The following is a 21,386-nucleotide window of genomic DNA, read 5'->3' on the forward strand; positions in this document are numbered from 1 at the left end:
GCTTTTCAGTTGCTTCTGCCTTTAGAACCCATCAGGTTCGTTAGGTCTCAACAAGAACCACAATCCCTCGCGCCGACGATATTGCCGTAGGCATCGGACTGGTAGGCACAGCAGTCCATAAAGAGCTTTTTGAGTTGCTGTCTGGCGCGCTGGATGCGCGACTTGGCAGCTGAGTAGCTTAGATCATTTGCCTGAGCATAGGCCTTTTGTGAAGCTGTGCCATAGGCGGTCTGCTGCAATGCATCGCGATAGATGGGGTCGAGCCGTTCCACAAAGGGTTCCAGACAATTGAAAAAACGCTCGTTCTGATTGGGCTCGATCAATTCCTCTGCCTGATCGCTGAGCGCCACCTGCTGGGGTTGTTGCTTACGATAGTAGTCGGTGATGCTGTTTCTGGTGATTTGATACAGCCAACTGCTCAACTTGCTGCTATCTGTCAGCTGATCCCGGTGCTTATGGATTTTGATGAACACCTCCTGCATCATATCCCTGGCCAGCTCATCGTCCGACACCTTCGACCGGATAAAGGCCAAAAGCCGGCTGCTGAATTCCTCCCATATTTGCTCTGTTTGCATAGGCTTTTATTGAATAGACGAGAAAAGCGAAAAAAGACGCAAGTCGCTACAGACAATTTAGGACATTTCTGATAGGAGAGCACATTGCTTAGGAACTATTGTCAACCCATTGTCGTTCGATACTTAGTTTTAATATCCTGATATCCCATTCAGGTCAAACGAGAAGAAGAAACCATGAAGTACCTCAATATATTGGCGATCCTATTGATCACCGCCTGCAGCACGCAGGGTCAGAATAGCAAAGTCCAGACGATTGACAAAAGCGAAGAAGAATGGAAAGCCGAGCTCACAGAGCTGGAATACTACATCCTCCGCGAAAAAGGCACTGAGCGACCCTGGACAGGAGAATACAACGAGCACAAAGAAAAGGGCGTGTATACCTGTGCCGCCTGTGGCAATATCCTCTTCTACTCCAATGCCAAATTTGATTCGCACTGCGGATGGCCGAGCTATTTCGAATATGCGACGGACAGCAGTGTAGTCGAATCGAAGGATTATTCACACGGGATGGTGCGTACGGAGATCACTTGTGCCAAATGCGGGGGTCATCTGGGCCATGTCTTCAACGACGGCCCACCTCCTACGGGGTTGCGTTATTGTATCAATTCTGTTTCGTTGGATTTTGTGGCGGAATAGAAAACAGCTTGGCTAAGAATTTAGTGTAAGAGGCTGTCTCAAAAGTCATTTTTCTGTTATGTTGAGCCAAGGCGAAACATTATTTACACCTTTCAAAGGTACATTTCGACTAAGCTCAATGTGACAAATTTCTTTAATTGAACCTTTTGAGGCAGCTTCTTGCTCAATTAATACAGCGTGTCTGCCACACGAGTCAGGATGATCTGGATGATGCGCTTGTCATACTCGTGGTAGTGCAGATGGTAATCTTCGATCTCCTCTTCCAAAAACATACCCATCACCACACCTATCAACTGGTTCTTGATCTTGGGACGCTTCTGCATCCAGATATTGGCCAGACTGCGGTATTCGTCTTTGGTTTTAGCGCCAGAGACAGCCAGCTCGAATGTCTTTTCATTTTCTACCATAGCGATGATCACATCGTGTTGCAGCTTGATGATGGGTCGGATGACCGCATTCTGAAAGGTCTCTACTACTCCACTCTTTTCGGTAGTGGCTTTCTTGATGGCGGGCCTCAGGGCCAGCAGTTGTATATCAGGTCTGGGCATTGGGGTGAATAGGAAAAATAGATTCAGTCACAAAAACAAAAAGCGAGGATCATTCCCCGCTTCTCGTCGTTTCAAATTATTATTTTAAACCTCTTCGTAATCGACATAGTCGCCGCCTTTGAAGTTTGTCTTGTCATTTTTCTTCCCTTTCTCCTTTGGCACATAATCGATGTTGACATTGCCATCTCTCGGCTGCTGTTTTTGCTGCTGCTGGTACTGATACTGACCGCCTTGCTGCTGTCTTGCCTCATTAGCGACCTTTCCCAGAAACAGGCGAACGAAAAATCCGCCCAGTTTGAAAACCAACCAAAAGAACAGAAAGAAAATAAGAATAAACTTCAACATAGGTTAATATTTACTTATCTACTTAGATAAAGGTTTCGCTCACTGTAGAGTTTTAGGAAGTAATCGTCCATCAAGTCGTCAATGAAGTAGATTGCTTCACCTGTAGACTTCATTTCTGGTCCCAACTCCTTGTTCACATTCGGGAACTTGTTGAAAGAGAACACAGGCTCCTTGATCGCGTATCCTTTTTTCTTAGGATTGAAATTAAAATCCTTCACCTTCTTCTCGCCCAGCATCACCTTAGTCGCATAATTCACATAGGGCTCGTCATAGGCCTTACAGATGAAAGGAACCGTACGAGACGCTCTCGGGTTCGCCTCGATGATGTACACCTCGTCGTTTTTCACTGCGAACTGAATGTTGATCAATCCTACGGTGTTCAATGCCTTGGCAATCTTCTTGGTGTAATCTTCGATCTTTCTGATCACCAGGTCACCGAGGTTGTATGGAGGCAACACGGCGAACGAATCTCCAGAGTGGATACCTGCAGGCTCGATATGCTGCATGATACCGATGATATGAACATCCTCGCCATCACAGATCGCATCGGCTTCTGCTTCTTGCGCATTTTCCAGGAAGTGATCCAGCAATACTCTGTTACCAGGGATCGTGCGGAAGATCTCTACTACGTGCTCTTCCAGTTCCTCCTCGTTGATGACGATCTTCATGCCCTGACCACCCAGTACGTATGAAGGTCTAACCAACATCGGGAATCCAATGGTTTTAGCCAACTCTAGTGCTTCGTCTGCATTTTCGATCACACCAAACTCTGGGTAAGGAATGTCATTCTTTTTCAGCAGTTCAGAGAAAGATCCTCTGTCTTCTGCCAGATCCAGTGCTTCATAGCTCGTACCTATGATCTTGATTCCGTATTTGCTCAGTTTCTCGGCTAGTTTCAAGGCAGTCTGTCCACCCAGCTGAACGATCACACCTTCTGGTTTCTCCAGTTGGATGATTTCGTAGAGGTGCTCCCAGAATACCGGCTCGAAGTAAAGCTTGTCTGCAATGTCAAAGTCGGTAGAAACCGTCTCTGGGTTACAGTTGATCATGATGGTCTCATAACCACACTCTTTAGCCGCCAGGATCCCGTGTACACACGAGTAATCAAACTCTATACCTTGTCCGATACGGTTAGGTCCTGAACCTAGTACGATGATTTTCTTTTTATCAGAAGGAGTGGATTCGTTCTCCTCTTCGAAAGTCGAGTAGTAGTATGGCGTCTTGGCTTCAAACTCTGCCGCACATGTATCTACCAACTTGTAGGTTCTTTTGATGCCTAATTCCTCTCTTTTCGCAAAGACCTCACTCTCTAGACATCCCAGCAAGTGACCCAACTGTCTGTCGGCATAGCCTTTCTTCTTGGCAGTCAAAAGGAGCTTCTTTGGAATCTCGTCCAGCGAAAACTTCTCTATTTCTTTTTCTAGTGCGATCAGTTCTTCGATTTGATAGAGGAACCATGGATCGATCTTAGTCAGCTTGCGGATAGTCTTGTATGGGATACCCAGCTTGAAAGCATCGTAGATATGGAACAATCGGTTCCAGCTTGGGTGCTCCAGACTTTCCAACAGTTCGTCGTGGCTCTTCAGCTCGCGACCATCTGCTCCCAATCCATTTCTTTTGATCTCCAGAGACTGACAAGCCTTCTGTAGCGCTTCCTGGAAGTTTCTACCGATACCCATGGCCTCACCCACAGATTTCATTTGCAGACCCAGGTGTCTGTCGGATCCTTTGAACTTGTCGAAGTTCCATCTTGGCACCTTTACGATCACATAATCGATCGATGGCTCGAAGAAGGCTGAAGTATTCTTAGTGATTTGGTTGTTTAGTTCGTCCAGATTGTATCCGATGGCCAACTTGGCAGCAATCTTAGCGATTGGGTAACCTGTAGCCTTAGATGCTAGAGCAGAAGATCTGGATACACGAGGGTTGATCTCGATACCGATGATGTCGTCCGTCTCAGGATTGACTGCAAACTGAACGTTACATCCACCTGCAAACTGACCAATCGAGCTAATCATCTTAATCGCCTGATTTCTCATCTCCTGATACACAGTATCTGGTAGGGTCATGGCAGGAGCTACCGTGATAGAGTCTCCAGTATGCACACCCATCGGATCAAAGTTCTCAATCGAACAGATCACGATGAAGTTACCCATGTGATCTCTCATGATCTCTAGCTCGTATTCTTTCCACCCCAGGATACTTTGCTCGATCAATACTTCGTGAATTGGCGAAGCATGCAGACCGTCGTTCAAAGCCCTATCAAAATCTTCTGGCTTTTCTACGAAACCACCTCCGGCACCACCTAGTGTATAAGAAGAACGGATAATCAATGGAAAGCCAATCTCCTGTGCAATTTCTTTTCCTTCCAAAAAGGAAGTAGCAGTACGTCCCTTACAAACGCCCACACCAATTTCCTGCATCTTCATGCGGAATTTTTCACGGTCCTCAGTGGTTTCGATCGCATCGAAATTAGAACCAATGACCTTCACATTGTATTTTTCCCAAATTCCCGCTTTGTCACAGTCCATCGCGAGGTTGAGAGCAGTCTGTCCACCCATAGTAGGTAGTACCGCATCGATATCGTGTTTCTCTAAAATCTCCCTGATGGAGGCTTTGGTCAATGGCTTTAGGTATATGTTGTCAGCGGTCACATTGTCGGTCATGATGGTGGCCGGGTTAGAATTGATCAAGGTAACCTCGATTCCTTCTTCCCTAAGCGACCTGGCGGCTTGAGATCCTGAATAATCAAACTCGCAGGCCTGACCGATTACGATAGGTCCACTTCCAATTATTAATACTGATTTGATGCTATTGTCCTTTGGCATTTTCCGTCGACTTTATTTCTTTTAAGGGGTGTATAAAATTCTGCAAATCTAGGCTCAAATGGGCGTAATAAAAAGGATATAGAGGGGGGATATGTTTTTTTTGAAACAAAGTCTGAATTACATTGCACGAACTCAAAATCTGTTAATTAATCAATCGAAATGAAAACGTTTTTAAGATCTTTCCAAAGTCTATTCTTTTTCCTTGGTGCCCTGGCAGTATTATCCGCTTGCGAAAGCAAAAAAGCAAATACAGAAGAGAAGGGCGAAACGGTGGATATAGTAGGGAAATGGGATGTGCAATGGGTGACAACCCCAGACGAAAGCGCACAGGTCTCTCCGGACACCAATTACACCATGAATGGCGTTTTTGATATCAAGAAAGATGGAAAAATCACCATCAGCGCCTATGGTTATGAAAACTGTATTTTCGGGAAAGACACCCTGGTGCATACCCTGCAGTGGGAAATGTACGGCGACACCCTAAACGTCAAAAACAAAGGAGACGAATTCGGGATGCCCTATAAAATCCTTCAGGCCACTAGCGACAGAGTCAAATTGCAACTCGTAGAAGATGTGTTTTTGATCCTGAGCAAGTAAAACAGATCCATAATACTTCCATTTAGAAACCAACTACACTAGATTTCGGTAGGCTTGCGCTATATTTTCACAAAGCTTTAGGCAAGCCTTTACCGCATATCAATATTTACCCTTAAATTAGAATAACCATACCAAACACAATCCAGTCATGAAAAAGCTTCTCATCATTCTCGGGTCGATCATCGGCCTCATATTTTTGGTTTTAATCGCCACGCCCATCGTCTTCAAAGACGACATCAAAAAAGCGGTAGACCAGGCCATTGCCGAAAACATCAACGCACAGGTCTATTATGATGAAGGAGGGTTCTCTCTTTCATTGCTCAAGAGCTTTCCTAACTTCAGCCTGTCGGTAGATGATTTTGGAATCGTGGGCAATGCTCCTTTCGATCAGGACACTTTGGTGCATGTGGGATCGTTTGGGTTCGAAATCGACCTGATGTCAGTGATCAATGGAGAACAAATCAAAATAAACTCTATCCTTTTGGATCAACCCTCGATCACTGTACTGGTGCTTCCTGATGGCACAGCCAACTACGACATAGTACCTAGCAGCGAGGATACAGCAGTAGTCGAAGAAAGTGGAGAAGCCGCTTCTTTTAACATTGCGATCAAGCAATGGGAAATCAAAAACGCTGAAATCGTCTACATCGACCAGTCTTCGAATATGTCGGCCATCCTGTTGGGTTTGAACCACAGTGGAACCGGCGACTTCACCGAACATGTATTTGACCTGGGCACTCAGACCAGCATAGAGTCCATCACCTTCGGAATGGATGGTGTGGACTACCTCAGCAACAAGACTTTCAATGCGGACATAATCCTGAATATGGATTTGCCTCACTCGAAATATACTTTCAAAGAAAATAAGCTCTCACTCAATGATTTCGGATTTGGTTTTGACGGATATGTAGCCATGCCGGGAGAGGACATAGACATGGATTTGAACTTTGAGGGCAAAGACATTTCCATCAAAAGCATTCTTTCGTTGATCCCTGGCGTATATCAGGAATACCTAAATGGAGTAGAAACCAGCGGTAGCATTTCATTCGAAGGAAGCGCCAAAGGAGCCTACAACGAAAACCGCCTCCCTGATGTGATGGCCAAACTAAACGTAGACCAGGGTCGCATCAAATATGCCGAATACCCTATTCCGATAGAAGCCTTGACCATCCGCACGGATCTAAATGTACCCGGCGAAAACATGGATGATATGGTCTTTAACATGCCCACTTTCTCTATGCTATTAGATGGAGAGAAAGTAGGAGCCAATTTGACCTTTAGCAACCTTCAGAACTACACCTGGGATTTTGGGATGCACGGAAAACTGGACCTGGAAAAACTGCTGAAAGTAGTGCCTGTCGAAGGCATGGATCTGAAAGGACTGATCGCAGCTGACCTGAGCACCTCCGGCAACATGAAGCTGGTAGATGAAGAGCGCTATGACGAAATACCTGCAGAGGGTAGTTTGGCAATCACTGGATTCGAGATGGTGAGCGAAGACCTGCCACAGGGCTTTGGCATCCAGCAATCCAAAATGACCTTTAGCCCTAAGGTGATCAACTTGCAGCAATTCGATGCGACACTCGGACAAAGCGACATGCATCTGGATGGCAGTGTCTCTAACTTCATCGGATATGCGCTAAACGAAGAAGAAGTATTAAAAGGATCGTTGAACTTTCGTTCAAACACTTTCAATCTGGACGAGTGGATGACCGAAGAAGACACCACCGTAGTAGAAGAAGACACGAGTGCCATGGAGATCATCAGGGTGCCTACCAATCTGGACCTGAGGTTGCAATCCAAAATCGGGAAGATCGTCTATGATGGCATGGACATCTCTGATCTGGATGGCCTGATCACAGTAAAAGACGGAATTGCGAAACTGGAAAACATTGACTTCAACCTACTGGACGGAGAGTTCGTCATGAACGGAACCTACAACTCAGTACCTGAAAAGCCTGCCTTTGATTTTGGCTTCAACATCAAAGACCTTTCGATCCCAAAATCCTACGAGACTTTCAATACGGTGCAGCAGTTAGCGCCAGTGGCCAAGAACGTAGCAGGAGACTTTTCTGCGGCACTCGGATTCAATGGCGTGATGGGACCTGACATGATGCCAGACTATGAGCACCTGACAGGCCATGGTTTGGTGGAGATCGCAGAGGCTGCCCTCAAAGGCGACAACCTGATGAAGGCCATGTCTGCAGCTTCTAAATTCAGCGGAGATCAGATCAACATGGACAATGTGAAGCTGAATATTGAAATCCGCGAAGGCCGTCTCTATGTAGAACCCTTCGATGTGAAGATGTCCGGCCAAAAGGCCACAGTCTATGGCTCTAATGGTATCGACGGCTCACTGGACTACTACATCAGCACGATGGTGAAAACTGGAGCTGCAGGATCGGCAGTCAACCAGGCACTGGCCAGCTACACCGGCGGCAAAGAAGTGATCGGAGAAGAAATGCTGGTCAAGCTGAAAATCGGAGGCACCTACGAAAAGCCAAAAGTCGGAATCGCCAGCACCGAATCAGCTAATGGACAGGGCGGTTCGATCAAAGCAGCTGCACAGGCAGAAATCGACAAACAAATCAAAGAAGCAGAGGCAAAGGCCAAAGCAGAACTAGAAAAACAAAAGAAAGAAGCGGAAGCGAAAGCCAAAGAAGAGCTGGCCAAGCAGCAAGCGGAACTAGAAAAGAAGGCAGAGGAAGAAGCGAAGAAGGCAGCAGAAGATGCTAAAAAGAAAGCCAAAAAAGCACTCAAAGATATGTTCTGATGACAGAGTCGATGATCAAAAAACAAATCACTGCCCTGGTAAACATGGCCAAGAGTGATGACAACATGGATGATCGTGAGCTAGCGCTGATTTATAGAATCGGCGATGCTCACAAGATCAGCCGTGATGAAATCCAGGAAATCATAGCCCATCCGGGCAAAATCGGAAGTGTAGACGAGCTGGACCCAGACGAAAAATTCGAATTTCTCTACAGCATCATCCAACTGATGAAAATAGACGATGAGATCTTCAACGAAGAAGTGGAGTACTGCAACATGATCGCTGACAAGCTGGGCTACAGCTATGGGGCCGTGATGGAAATGTACCCGCAGGTGCACAAAAACCTGGTCATAAAAAGTGAGAAAAAAGCACTCAAGAAAAAACTAACTTCCTTCCTCAAAGATTCCTAATTGTCAGGCAACCCTGCAACCCTCCGCTACATTGTAGTGTAATATGTATATGAAGTTTTTCTCCCTTTTTGCCTTATTGCTTGTCTTCCAACTAGCCACTCGGGCGCAGACGATCACCATCAAGGGAAATGTCATCGATGGTCAGAGCATAGAATCACTCAGAGACGTCAATATCTTCACCCAAAATGGTAAAGGCACCTATACAGACATCGATGGCAATTTTTCGCTCAAGGTCTTTTCGGGAGACACCCTGCACTTCAAACTACTCGGCTATAAAGAAGTGATACAAACCGTATCGGACAGCACGGCAATAGAAAAAATGCTGATCAGCCTGACCAAAGCCACCATCGTACTAGAAAACGTACAGATTCGAGACGACTTTCAGGCCAACACGATCATTCGCAACCCCAACCGACCCACCTACCATGTGCCAGGCGTGTATTCTAAGCCCAAGACCGAAGCGGATGACTATCACCTGGGTGTGATGGGCTCGATCGTGAGTCCTGCTACTGCCATCTATCGCGCGACCAGTGATACCTACAAGCAAGAGAAGCGCCTCTACGAAGAAAACCTGGATAGAAGACAGGAGGACAAAACCTTCGAAATAGCTAAAGTGAAAATGGAAGAGCTGCTGGACATCCTCGATCAAAGGCTAGACGAATACTACTATCTGGATTTCATCCACTACATCGGGCTGGATCTGCATTCTTTCGCCCGTCGGGATGTTTACGAGCTGGTACAGCTGATGCCCGATAGCCTGGATGGCTACTTCGACCAACTCGACAAAAAAATTCGCCTGCTAGAGCAGGAACAAAAAAAACCCTGACGGGATCCGCCAGGGTTTTTTATTATTAGTGACTCTGTCAAGTCAACTTCTTTACCTTTTGATTAAGGCTGAACTTTGATATTTACTTCAATGTAGTCACCTTGATTGAAAGTTCCTTGAACTTTTACGACTTGAATAAGTCCTTTCTTACCGTAAGAATCAACAAACTCTACAACATTATCAGCAACTAAACCATTGATACGTTGTTCTGTTGAAGCAACAATTCCATCTAGATCTGAAGATTTAGTTACTGCAGCAAAATCCATATCAGACAAGCTAAAGAAAACCTCATTAAGCTCTGAATCAGGAATACCTACTAAAGTCGCAACATCAACCAATGGAGTATTTGCATCATTGTCATGATCGAATAGTTGTGGATAATCAGCAGTAGATGCGAAAGATGCCATTGACTGGCCACCATAGTAGTAACCAAAATCCCAGAAAGCAGCATACTCTTCACCCTCGCTGATTTGGTAAAGCTGGCCATCCAACATAGAAATGAATGTTTCTGAAGAACCATCTCCTAGAGGAGCATAGAAAAGCTTAGTTGTGTATTCTTTAACATCAGTAGCTGGGTTATTTCCACCATAGTCAACAGTGATAGTACCCAATCCTACAGCTAATCTTTTGTCAGTATCTCTGAAGTCACCTCTGCCTGAAGTTGCCCAAAGTGTATAAACAACTTTACCAGTAGTTTCAGTATCATATACTTTGAAAGGAATATCAAAAGAAAATCCTTCTTTGTAATCTCTCTCCAAATCGATAGATCCGTCCAATTTAGTATCCAAACCAGTGAATCCAGCCGATGCAGTTAGATCATAAGGCTCATCGCCAGCCCCGAAATAGTTTTCTGTGATGTATAGTCTTCTCATGCTCGCATCTGTAGAAGTAAAATCTACTAAAGCATTGAAAGAAGTTGCTCCTGCTTCTAAATCCGATACGAATACAGTTACGCTTTTAGAAGTCTTATCCGTTACCATTAACTCAATATCCTCATCACCCAGGATATCGTCAATTAAATCATCATTGCTATCACACGAAACAGCGAAAACTGTCATCGCGATCAAGAACATTCTAGTTAGTTTTTTCATTCCATTCATAGTTATTAGAGTTATTAAAAATTAAAATAATATGTGCATTATTAATCTTTCTCTCAGGTGGCAAAAGTCGTACCTAATCGATCAATACACCAAGAATAATTTACGTTTTCGACGAAACAATTGAAATATTCTGTGAGAAGCTGTTTCATCTGGACTAGAAGAAAGGAGTCTAGTTAGGCTTTCTTTCGGTCGTAGTATTAAGTTAAGCAAAAGCCATGAGCAATTAATAATGTCTAGACATAATTGTCAGCATTTTGTCATACTGTCATTAGTTCCTCAAGTTAAAAGTAGCAAGTGATAAAGTGTCAATTGGAACGTCTCTGAGGGATTCCTGACTTGATCCATTCAGCAGCTATCTCTCTCTGCGAGAAAAGGATTGCCAAAACGGGAATGGTTAAGTAGCTGCATTGCTTGGCTTGTATGCTGGTTGAGCGATAAGGCACAAGCGGACGCTTCTTAGTTAAACGTCAAAGAGGTTTACATCCTCTTTGATCCTTAGTCTTGTATTAACCCTGGCATGGCCTGTTTCTGTAAGCAGGCCAGCAAATGCTCAACTCTAGAAAGTAGTAGCATTACTGGTGAAGGTTAGTGGCACAAGCGGACGCTTGCGCTAGAATGAGAGTCATTTCAGACCATGCCTTTATGAACAACCACCATGTAAAGCCTGGTTGGAACATTGGATTAGCTTTGGAAAATTAGAAAATGATCAGGGCTGAACCCACCCCTGTGTCCCCTCCAAGGAGGGGATTATCTGCGGACTGAATCTGCTGCTTGGAAATTTTGAGCAGCCAAAGTACCTGTATACATCCTTCCTTGGGGAAGGATCAACAGCTCTGGTACAAGTGTCTCATTAGGGTCAAAAAGCTGAAACATCCATGTTTCGACCCTTCCGACGTTCCCGAAATGCTGAAACACCCATGTTTCGACCTTTCCGACATCCCGGAAACGCTGACGCACGCATGTTTTGACCTTTCCGACATCCGGGAAACGCTGACGCACGTATGTTTCGACCTTTCCGAGTTTGCGGAAATGCCGGCGCACCCATGTTTCTGTTTTTCGAACGAATCGGAAAGCACAAAAAAACCCCGGCGTGTTACTCCACCGGGGTTATCCAACAAATGACTTCCAAGTCCAGGTTGAAGTCCTTTCCAACTACAATATGAGAAAACTACTTGTCTTCCTTATCCTCGATTTGCTGCGGGGATAAAATATTGTAATTTGGGTAATATTGTCAGGCTCAATTATATAACAACTGAGCCCTGGTTTTCCCTAATCCCGAAGGACTAGGCGGTTAAATATTTATTGACCGAATAAGCGGCTTTTCTACCTTCACTGATGGCCCATACCACGAGAGATTGACCTCTGCGGCAGTCGCCAGCTGCAAATATATGCTCCTTATTCGTTCTATACATATCATCTTTGATATTTCCTCTTTCGTTGGTCTCGATTCCCAACTGCTCCAACAAACCTTCTTTTTGTGGGTGCATGAAACCGATCGCCAGGTAAGCTCTTTCGCAAGGAAGTGTTCTTTCAGAACCTTCGATTTCGTTGAATTGGAACTTAGACTTGTCGGTCCATTCCACATCTACTACTTTCAGTCCTGTTACTTCCCCTGCTTCGTTACCGACGAATTCTTTGGTTAGGATCGACCACTGTCTTTCAGCTCCTTCTTTTTGAGAAGTAGAAGTTCTCAAAACCAAAGGCCATTCTGGCCATGGGTTGGTCGCTTCTCTGCTTTCGGACGGCTTGTCCAACAACTCGATCTGAGTCACTGAAGCAGCACCCTGACGAATCGAAGTACCCACACAGTCAGATCCAGTATCACCTCCACCAATCACGATGACGTGCTTGTCTTTGGCCAACATGGCTGGGTCGATTTGAGCATCTTCGCCAGACACGACCTTGTTAGAGTTCTTCAAGAACTTCATCGCCAGGTGAATGCCTTTCAAATCACGACCTGGGATCGGAAGATCTCTCGCTACCGTACTACCCGTAGTGATCGCGATGGCATCAAACTTTTCTTCGATCTCTTTTGCATCGATGTCCTTGCCGATCTCCACACCACATTCGAATTTCACGCCAGCGGCTTTCATCAAGTTCACGCGTCTCTCTACTACACTCTTCTCCAGTTTGAAATCAGGAATACCAAATCTCAACAATCCACCAGGCTGCGTGTCTCTTTCGAATACCGTCACATCGTGACCCTGCTTGTTTAACTGATCGGCAGCTGCCAATCCCGCAGGTCCAGAACCAATCACGGCTACAGACTTACCCGACTTCACCATGATGTCGTGCGGCACTTCCCATCCTTGCTTGAAGGCTTCTTCAGCAATGGTCTTCTCGATGTGCTCGATGCTCACGGGATCCTTGTTGATACCCAATACACATGAGCCCTCGCAAGGAGCAGGACAGATACGTCCTGTGAATTCTGGGAAGTTGTTGGTACTCTTTAGAATTTCCCAAGCTTCTTTGAATTCCTTGCGATAAACCGCGTCGTTAAAATCAGGAATTTTATTTCCTAAAGGACATCCACTGTGACAAAAAGGAATGCCACAGTCCATGCAGCGAGCTGCCTGCTGATTGGTTTCCTCTTCAGAGATAGGCTTTACAAATTCCTTGTAGTGCTTTGTCCTCTCATCGACCTCTTCGTATGGCAAAGAGTGTCGATCATATGTCAAAAATCCATCTACTTGTCCCATCCTTTATGCAATTTCTTTTTTAGCTAATTTTTGTTTTTCAAGTACGGCTTTGTACTCTGTCGGAATCACCTTCACGAATTTCGCTTTGGCAGTTTCCCAGTTGTCCAACATTCTGTACGCTACTTTACTACCAGTGAATCTGTTGTGCTTGTTCAGCATCTCGAAGATGAATTCGAAATCCTCAGCACCTGGAGTTTCCAGCTCTACCATCTCTTTGTTGCATCTTGATTCGAAATCAAAACCATCCACGTAGATGTAAGCGATACCTCCACTCATACCTGCAGCGAAGTTTTTACCTGTTTCGCCCAGTACGATTACACGACCCCCAGTCATGTACTCACAGCCGTGATCTCCCAATCCTTCGGTAATCGCGATGGCGCCTGAGTTTCTAACTGCGAATCGCTCACCTGCTTTACCGTTGGCGTACAACTCACCAGAAGTCGCACCGTAAAGGTTCACATTACCCACAATGATGTTGTCTTCAGGAACCAAATCCGATTTTTTGTTTGGATGAACGATGATACGTCCACCTGACAAGCCTTTACCTACATAGTCATTGGCTTCTCCTTCGAGATTGAAAGTGATACCTTTCGCCAGGAAGGCCCCAAAACTCTGTCCAGCAGACCCTGTGAATTTCACCTTGATGGTGTCTTCTTTCAGGCCGTTAGGTCCATGTAGTCTTGCCAACTGACCAGAAAGCATCGCACCTGTCGTTCTGTTCTGGTTGTTGATTGGGTAGTCAAGTTTTACTTTTTTCTTCTCTTCTAGAGCTGGAGCAGCATCTTTGATCAATTGATTGTCGATCACTATATCCAATTCGTGATCCTGATCCTCTGTCTTACAAGACAATCCGTCTTCTGCAGAGTGGAAAGGATTCAGAAGTAAAGCCTCCAGGTCGATGTTACCTGCATGCTCTGCTGCCAATTCTCTATCGAAAGTCAATAGATCGGTACGACCTATCAATTCATTTACTGTCTTTACGCCCAGTTCAGCCATTACTTCTCTCAATCCCTGAGCTAGGAAGTGGAAGAAATTCACAATGTGATCTACTTCGCCTGAGAATAGTTTTCTCAACTCAGGGTTCTGAGTCGCTACCCCTACTGGACATGTATTCAAGTGGCATTTTCTCATCATGATACAGCCTTCTACGACCAATACCGCTGTAGAAATACCCCACTCTTCTGCTCCCAGGATCGCTGCGATCGCCAAATCTCTGGCGGTTCTCAACTGACCATCTGTCTGCAGTTTTACTTTCTTTCTCAATCCGTTTTTCTCCAGAGTCTGGTGCGTCTCTGCCAAACCAATCTCCCAGGGAATACCCGCATGGTGAACAGATGATATAGGAGAAGCTCCTGTACCTCCATCGTGACCAGCGATCAGGATGTTGTCTGCCTTAGCTTTAGCCACACCAGCAGCAATCGTACCTACGCCTGACTCAGATACCAACTTCACGTTGATGTCTGCTTGTTGGTTGGTGTTTTTCAGGTCATAGATCAGCTGAGCCAAATCCTCAATCGAATAGATATCGTGGTGAGGAGGAGGAGAAATCAAGGATACACCCGGTGTACTGTGTCTGATACGACCGATGGTCTCATCCACTTTCTTACCTGGCAGCTGTCCACCTTCTCCTGGCTTAGCACCCTGAGCTACTTTAATCTGAATTTCGTCTGCGTTGACCAAATAGTGAGCGGTAACACCAAAACGTCCAGAAGCCACCTGCTTGATCGCAGATCTAGACAGCGTACCGTCTGGGTTTGGCTCGTATCGAACGGCATCTTCACCACCCTCGCCACTATTAGACTTAGCACCGATCTTATTCATCGCCTTAGCGATGGTCGTATGTGCCTCCTCAGAGATCGAACCGAATGACATAGCACCTGTGGCGAATCTTGGAAGAATCGCTTCCACTGGCTCTACCTCATCGATGCTGATCGAGTTGTTTTTATTGAAACTGAACATGCTTCGAAGAGTAATGTTCTTCTTAGCCTGATCATCGATATGCTTTTGATACGTTTTGAACAGCTCGTAATCACCCAGTCTTGTAGACTTTTGCAGCGCGTGAATTACCTCAGGAGAGAACAGGTGACGAACACCGTCTCTTTTCCACTGGTACAATCCGCCTGTTGGCAACTTAGCTGATTCGTTTACAGTCTTGTATGCCGTTGAGTGATCTTGTAGGATCGACTCTTCTAGCTGATCAAATCCCTTACCTGAGATTCTCGAAGGCGTGCCTTTGAAGCACATATCAGATACTTCAAGATCCAAACCGAGGATTTCGAAAATCTGAGCCGACTCGTAAGACTGGATCGTAGAGATACCCATTTTAGAAAGAATCTTTCTCAATCCGTATCCTACTGCCTTTCTGTATTTCTCAAATAATTTTTCACCGTCTGTTTCGCCTAGCTTTTCTCCTTCTGCCAGCATCGTTTCGATGGCCATGAAAGGATAAACAGCCGTAGCACCGAATCCTACCAATGTAGCGAAGTGGTGTGTTTCGATCACATCTCCACCTTCGATCACCAGACTTGCCTTGGCTCTCAATTGGGTATTCAACAGATGATTGTGTATTGCACCTGTAGCCAATAGAGAAGGAATTCTTGATTTCTCAGCGTTTACCGCTCTGTTGGATACGATGACAATCGTAGCACCGTCGTTTACTTGAGCCTCTACCTCAGCAGAAAGATCAAGAAGTGCTTGCTTCAAATTCTTTTCTGAAGGATTGTAAGTCGAATCTACTACTACAGATTTGAACCCATCGATATTGATGTTCTTGATATACTCAAATTCCGCAGTTGAAAGCATAGGGCTTTCGATTCTCAATTTGTGCGCGTGATCAGGAATGTGATTCAGTGGGTTGTAAGAAGTACCCAGGTAATTCACCAAAGACATCACTGCCTTTTCTCTGATCGGGTCGATCGCCGGGTTAGATACCTGAGCAAACAGCTGCTTGATGTATTGAGAAATGTGCGTGCTGCCCTCTCTAAATACTGCCAATGCCGTATCGTTACCCATAGATCCTAGAGGCTCTGTTCCTCCTTTGAGCATCGGCTCCAGAATGAACTTTAAATCCTCTACTGTAAATCCGTAAGCGATTTGCTTTTGAGTCAACTCATCTTCTTTGATCGATCTGTTGAACTCTTGTGATTTCACCTGCTCGTTGAGACGAACGAGGTTTTTATCTACCCACTCCTGATAAGGCTGAGCCTTAGCCAGGAATTCTTTGATTTCTTTGTCGAAGGAGATTTTGCCAGACTGAAGATCCACCATCACCATTTGGCCTGGTCCTAATCTTTCGTTTTTGGCTACATTCTCAGGTGCGATATCCACTACCCCTACTTCAGAGCTCAATACCAAACGATCGTCCTTAGTAAACACGATACGTGAAGGTCTCAAACCATTTCTATCCAAAGAAGCTCCGATCGTATATCCATCGGTGTATACCAATGAAGCCGGACCATCCCATGGTTCGAAGATTGTAGAGTGGAATTCGAAGAAGGCTCTCTTTTCTGGACTGATTACAGTCTCTTCCTGCCATGCCTCAGGCACTAGCATCGCCATGGCGTGCTGGATGTTAGTACCACCCATCACCATCAGCTCCAGAATAGCATCCAGGTTAGCCGAATCTGAGAAACGTGAATTACAGATAGGAGAAAGCACCGCTAATTCTTCGTCAGTAAAATTGGTAGAGTGCAACAATGCCTCTCTAGCCACCATCTTGTTGATGTTACCTTTGATCGTGTTGATCTCACCATTGTGAGCCAGGAATCTAAAAGGCTGAGCCAATCTCCACTCTGGGAATGTATTGGTAGAGAAACGAGAGTGTACCAATGCGATAGCAGAAGCATATCTTTCGTCTCTTAAATCTTCGTAAAATTCTGGAATCTGCCAGGTTCTCAACTCCCCCTTGAAAATAATGGTGGTAGAAGAGAATGAAGGCATGTAAAAATCAGATACAGGGTAAGTTCCTCTTACCTTGTGCTCGATCGATTTTCTAAGCACGTACAACGAGCGATTCAGGTCCAAACCTTTCAGCTTGTCCTTCTTCACGAATACATGATAGATTGTCGGTTCAGACTGCTTGGCAATCTTACCTAATTTCTTGTCGTTAACTGGCACCTTTCTCAACCACAGATTTTCGAAACCTAATTCCGAAATGGCCTGTGATACTAAATCAAGGTGACCTTGTTCTTCTTCAAGATTTTTAGGAACGAAAAGAACGCCTACTCCGTAGTGCTCTTTTTTTGGTAGCTCAATACCTTCCTCTTTTGCGATGGCCGCAAAGTAATCGTAGGGTACCTGGGTCATGATCCCTGCACCGTCACCGGTTTCGCCGTCTGCTGCCACACCTCCACGGTGCTCCATTTTCTCAAGCATGATCAGTCCATCCGAGACTATTTGATGGGAAGGTTTATTTTTAATATGAGCAATAAAACCAATCCCACAAGAATCCCTCTCAAACTCCGGAGAGTATAATCCTGTATTTTTTATATTTTGCTTCATAGACATATCCAATAAAAAATGTTGTTTTCCCTGTGCCTTAGTAGAGAACTCTACTAAATTTAATGTTGTCGGCTGACACAGATCATTTTTGAGTCTACAAATCTACATTTTTAATTCTCAAAATTTTTTATAGTTTAGCAAAGTCATAACATATCCAAAGTCAGACTAAATTCACCTATTTTACTGTAAATCAATAAATTATACTAAATTAAATAGTACCATTCATATCATGTCCAAAAAATCTAGTCCGCAACCGCTGTTTCAGTTAATCAAGTCGCTCACCAAGTCCGAAAAAAGAAGTTTTAAACTTTATGTCAGCCGCATCAATGAGGAAAACGAAGTAAAGTTCATCACTTTATTTGATATTTTAGATAGGCTTGAAGAATATGATGAGGCTGTCATCATCAAAAAAATGTCCAATATTAGCAAGGCCCAGTTGGCGAACCTAAAATCTCATCTTTACAAGCAGGTTTTGCTGGTTCTCAGAATCAGTCATTTGAAAAATGATGTAGACATCCAACTGCGCGAAAACCTTGATTATGTACGTCTATTGTACAAAAAGGGGCTTTATGACGAAAGTATGAAGCTGCTCAACAAGATCAAGCTGACCGCTAACAACTACAAAAAGAACATCTTTAAGCTGGCGCTGCTGAACTACGAAAAAAACATCGAAAACCAGCAAATGCTCACCCTGGATACTACGACGACTCTCAAACTGGACAGAGAGACGAAGAGCATCCTGAACAAAATCAACGTGGCACAGTCCTTCTTTTCTGTTGCCCTCCGTATGAAGGCGCAATTCTTGAAAGGCGGTATGGCGCGTAGCGAAGACGAGCTGGAAAAAATTAACAAGATTTTTTACTCCAGTCTGCCAGAATACGACAAAGCACACCTTTCTTTTAGTGAGCAGTATAATATGTGTCGTGCTTATTATTGGTATTCATACTTGATTCAAGATTTCGAATCATGCGTGAAATACACAGAGATCTGGGTCAGCATTTTCAAAGAAAATAACCTGACACATCTTCGACATGCAGAGTTCTTACGCGGACTCAACAGACTGCTGCAGTCGCTCTTCCGTATCAACGATAGGGATCGCTTCAACATGTATTATGAGGAGCTAATCGAATTCGAAAAACTATATATGAAAGCCATCGATTCGAACAGTAAACAGCTGCTGCTTCGCTGCCTCACGATCCAGACACTCAACAAGTGTTTCATGGAAGGTGACTTCAAAAAGTATGAGCATAAGCTGACTCGCTACCTCACTAAGATTGAGGACAACATGGAGTACATCGATAGAAACAACCAACTGGTAATCTTCTACAAATCGGCCATCCTCTACTTCGGGCTTCAGGACTATGAAAAATGCATGGTATATCTGGAACGCGTACTCGAAGATCACGACGAACATTTGAGAGAAGACCTGAAGAGTTTCTCTTATATCATCTTCGTGATCGCCCTTTACGAACAACGGGATTATAAGAAGTTGGAAAAAGTCAGAAAACGCGCCTTCGTCTACTTGAGACAGAGGAACATTTTGGGCAAATTTCACCACATTATCCTGCAATTCATCAAGCGTTCGGAGCACATCATGCCTTTGGATCTGAAAGGTGAATTGAAGAACCTGCGTTCGAGTCTAGAGCCATTGAGAGAAGATAAATTCGAATCTAAACCTCTTCTTTATTTCGATATTATGAGTTGGCTGGAAAGTAAAATCTCGGGCCGATCATTCCTAGAAGTAGTGAAAGAGGCTGCTGAAATGGATTGATGTCAGGATATTTTCTATGAGTAAAACTAGCTCCTTGCAATAAATGTAAGGAGCTTTTTTATGCCCTAAAAACTATGGTCTCTTGCAGCAATATTCAGACGAAGCGCGATAGAGGTATATTGTGTAGTAGATTCCATGGCAGAAGCATCACTTTTTACATCCCTGTATATATGCCTCAGATCTATGAATAGATTTTGACGCAGCATATAGCTCGCCATGACATCCACAAAGACATGTTGGCTGGGCACACTGTCTCCAATTTCATAGCCATAATCTCCATTTCTTGAGTTATAGTCCTTCATCACATCACTCCCATAGTTCTCGTTAGGCCTGTCGTTTCCTCGTTGTGCCAAAATCACCTTTGCTGTCAGATACAAATAGCGGATCGGCTGGTACCTTCCAATCATGACCACTTCGTGAAAATTGGCGCCAAAGGGATGAGCCAACGGCTGTCGATAGTGTGCATAGTTGGTAAAAATCGATTCGTGCTGATAGGTAAAAGGTCGGGACATATTGTATTCGGCCTGAAGGTCCAGATTTTCGATCCCCAATGCATTGTAGTACTTCCCACCCAGCTGCAGTGAGTATTTATTGCCCCACCAGCCATTGTTGGCCTTGAGCTCGCCAATGACCATTTCGTCCAAAAGTCCCTGACCGTATATCTGCAACTGTCGAAGTGCGTTCCATTTGAAGTCAATACCAAAAAGTGCGTTGTCTGGACTACCCGTATATTGCTCAATAGAGCGGTAGAAAATAATCGGGTTCAGATAGTTCCACTCAAAAGCCGTGCTGGTGCTGTCTCCTCTGTGAAACATGATGGCTTCATATACCCCAACATTCAATCGATCGGTCAGGTTAATGCTCAAGTGATGAGCAGTCATAAATTTTTTCGGGAAAGCCTCGGTACCATTCGAACCAAAGGAGCTATAAGGAGCATCTGCCACCAATTCTGTGAATAGGTTGGTATACTGAATGCGCCAGACTTTGGTCTGGATCTTTAGGAAAGTACTAGGTGCCGCAAAATCCGATAAGAGCATAGATCGATAGCCATTACCAATGAAGTTTTTGTCATGACCGAACTGCACCCCAATGTGTTTGGTAGCCTGAAAGGTGATGTAGCCGCGGGCATTGATAAAATCTACCCCACCATTCTCTCCATATTTTTTCCAGAAAGCCTCGTTGGGTACTACACCATTGCTGGCGGTATATTTTTGCACATAGTCCGGAAATATAGCTTGATTCTCTCCTACAAAGGAATAAAAACCAACTCTTTGGTCTATCTGCCCCCGCAACTCGATCCCTCGTGTATTGATGAAGGGCCGACCCGCACTGTTTTCATCTCTACCAACCCCCAGGTACAAAACAGGGCTCACCTTCAGCTGAAAGGCTTCTTTGTTGACGTGAAGCATATCCGCTCTGCTTCGATAAAACCACTTCAGAAAAGGCTTTTTACTTCTGGCATATTCCTCCCCATCCGCAACAAATTCCCAATTGTCGGTCAGCAAGTATTTTTTGTTGGGTTCGAATTGAGATAAGGAATCGACATGACTGGCAATATCGACTCTTCGATAAGGCTTGAAGCTGCTGTGTATGCTGGGACTCACATCGCCATTGATCACTTCGGCGCGATCGATCAAATGATAATAGTCCTGATTGAGCGGTGCATATACGCTCTGAGCCATAGCGCCCATAGACATGCCCACTGCTACACAAAAAGCCAAACCCTTTTTCATTGATGCTCTTTTAGAAACAATGATAGGGATTTAATTTGTTTTGGA

General features: G+C 44.7%; 14 protein-coding genes. 6 read left to right on the top strand and 8 right to left on the bottom strand.

Features of this window, described 5'->3' with window-relative positions; all coding sequences use genetic code 11:
• Positions 1 to 47 precede the first annotated feature (47 nt).
• Positions 48 to 575 (bottom strand): sigma-70 family RNA polymerase sigma factor, encoded by a 528-nt coding sequence (locus N7U62_RS16335; RefSeq protein ID WP_264139090.1) that lies wholly within the window; start codon positions 573 to 575, stop codon positions 48 to 50.
• A 174-nt stretch (positions 576 to 749) separates the two neighbouring features.
• Here N7U62_RS16335 and msrB point away from each other — a divergent pair, with 174 nt between their 5' ends.
• Positions 750 to 1,211 carry a peptide-methionine (R)-S-oxide reductase MsrB gene (gene msrB, locus N7U62_RS16340; RefSeq protein ID WP_264139091.1) on the top strand — a complete coding sequence of 154 codons (462 nt, stop codon included), beginning with the start codon at positions 750 to 752 and terminating at the stop codon, positions 1,209 to 1,211.
• Positions 1,212 to 1,378: 167 nt separating this feature from the next.
• On the opposite strand, the gene N7U62_RS16345 is transcribed toward msrB, so the two are convergent.
• The 3 genes from N7U62_RS16345 to carB form a co-directional block, all read right to left on the bottom strand.
• Entirely contained in the window at positions 1,379 to 1,759 is a 381-nt protein-coding gene (locus tag N7U62_RS16345) for a hypothetical protein (protein WP_264139092.1), read from the bottom strand.
• An 84-nt stretch (positions 1,760 to 1,843) separates the two neighbouring features.
• Positions 1,844 to 2,104: a DUF4834 family protein gene (locus N7U62_RS16350; protein WP_264139093.1), complete on the bottom strand. Its 261-nt coding sequence runs from the start codon at positions 2,102 to 2,104 to the stop codon at positions 1,844 to 1,846.
• 14 nt (positions 2,105 to 2,118) lie between these two features.
• The gene (gene carB / locus N7U62_RS16355) at positions 2,119 to 4,932 is read right to left on the bottom strand and encodes a carbamoyl-phosphate synthase large subunit (RefSeq protein WP_264139094.1); all 2,814 of its coding nucleotides are present in this window, start codon (positions 4,930 to 4,932) and stop codon (positions 2,119 to 2,121) included.
• A gap of 159 nt (positions 4,933 to 5,091) precedes the next feature.
• On the opposite strand from carB, the gene N7U62_RS16360 reads away from it, so the two are divergent.
• The 4 genes from N7U62_RS16360 (at position 5,092) to N7U62_RS16375 (ending at position 9,538) form a co-directional block, all read left to right on the top strand.
• The gene (locus N7U62_RS16360; RefSeq protein WP_264139095.1) at positions 5,092 to 5,529 is read left to right on the top strand and encodes a hypothetical protein; all 438 of its coding nucleotides are present in this window, start codon (positions 5,092 to 5,094) and stop codon (positions 5,527 to 5,529) included.
• Between the two features lie 148 nt (positions 5,530 to 5,677).
• On the top strand, positions 5,678 to 8,302 hold the full coding sequence (locus N7U62_RS16365; protein WP_264139096.1) for an AsmA family protein: 2,625 nt from the start codon (positions 5,678 to 5,680) through the stop codon (positions 8,300 to 8,302).
• Positions 8,302 to 8,712, top strand: coding sequence for a tellurite resistance TerB family protein (locus N7U62_RS16370; RefSeq protein WP_264139097.1), 411 nt, complete (start codon positions 8,302 to 8,304; stop codon positions 8,710 to 8,712). The genes N7U62_RS16365 and N7U62_RS16370 overlap by 1 nt, the downstream gene beginning before the upstream one ends.
• A 49-nt stretch (positions 8,713 to 8,761) precedes the next feature.
• A complete protein-coding gene (locus N7U62_RS16375; RefSeq protein ID WP_264139098.1) occupies positions 8,762 to 9,538 on the top strand; it encodes a carboxypeptidase-like regulatory domain-containing protein in 777 nt (258 codons plus the stop codon).
• Positions 9,539 to 9,600: 62 nt separating this feature from the next.
• Here N7U62_RS16375 and N7U62_RS16380 read toward each other — a convergent pair whose 3' ends face one another.
• The 3 genes from N7U62_RS16380 to gltB all read right to left on the bottom strand — a co-directional run bounded on the left by N7U62_RS16380 (position 9,601) and on the right by gltB (position 17,837).
• Positions 9,601 to 10,629 (bottom strand): hypothetical protein, encoded by a 1,029-nt coding sequence (locus N7U62_RS16380; RefSeq protein ID WP_264139100.1) that lies wholly within the window; start codon positions 10,627 to 10,629, stop codon positions 9,601 to 9,603.
• Positions 10,630 to 11,921: 1,292 nt separating this feature from the next.
• Complete coding sequence (locus tag N7U62_RS16385; protein WP_264139101.1) at positions 11,922 to 13,337, bottom strand: glutamate synthase subunit beta; 1,416 nt, start codon at positions 13,335 to 13,337, stop codon at positions 11,922 to 11,924.
• A gap of 3 nt (positions 13,338 to 13,340) precedes the next feature.
• Positions 13,341 to 17,837, bottom strand: coding sequence for a glutamate synthase large subunit (gene gltB / locus N7U62_RS16390; protein WP_264139103.1), 4,497 nt, complete (start codon positions 17,835 to 17,837; stop codon positions 13,341 to 13,343).
• A gap of 229 nt (positions 17,838 to 18,066) precedes the next feature.
• Between gltB and N7U62_RS16395 the strand changes: the two genes are divergently transcribed.
• Positions 18,067 to 19,608, top strand: a complete 1,542-nt coding sequence (locus N7U62_RS16395; protein WP_264139105.1) for a hypothetical protein — start codon at positions 18,067 to 18,069, stop codon at positions 19,606 to 19,608.
• A 65-nt stretch (positions 19,609 to 19,673) separates the two neighbouring features.
• Here the strand turns inward: N7U62_RS16395 and N7U62_RS16400 are convergent, their stop codons facing one another.
• On the bottom strand, positions 19,674 to 21,341 hold the full coding sequence (locus N7U62_RS16400) for a capsule assembly Wzi family protein (RefSeq protein WP_264139106.1): 1,668 nt from the start codon (positions 21,339 to 21,341) through the stop codon (positions 19,674 to 19,676).
• Positions 21,342 to 21,386 lie beyond the last annotated feature (45 nt).

This window comes from Reichenbachiella ulvae (genome assembly GCF_025833875.1).
Classification (GTDB): Bacteria; Bacteroidota; Bacteroidia; order Cytophagales; family Cyclobacteriaceae; genus Reichenbachiella; species Reichenbachiella ulvae.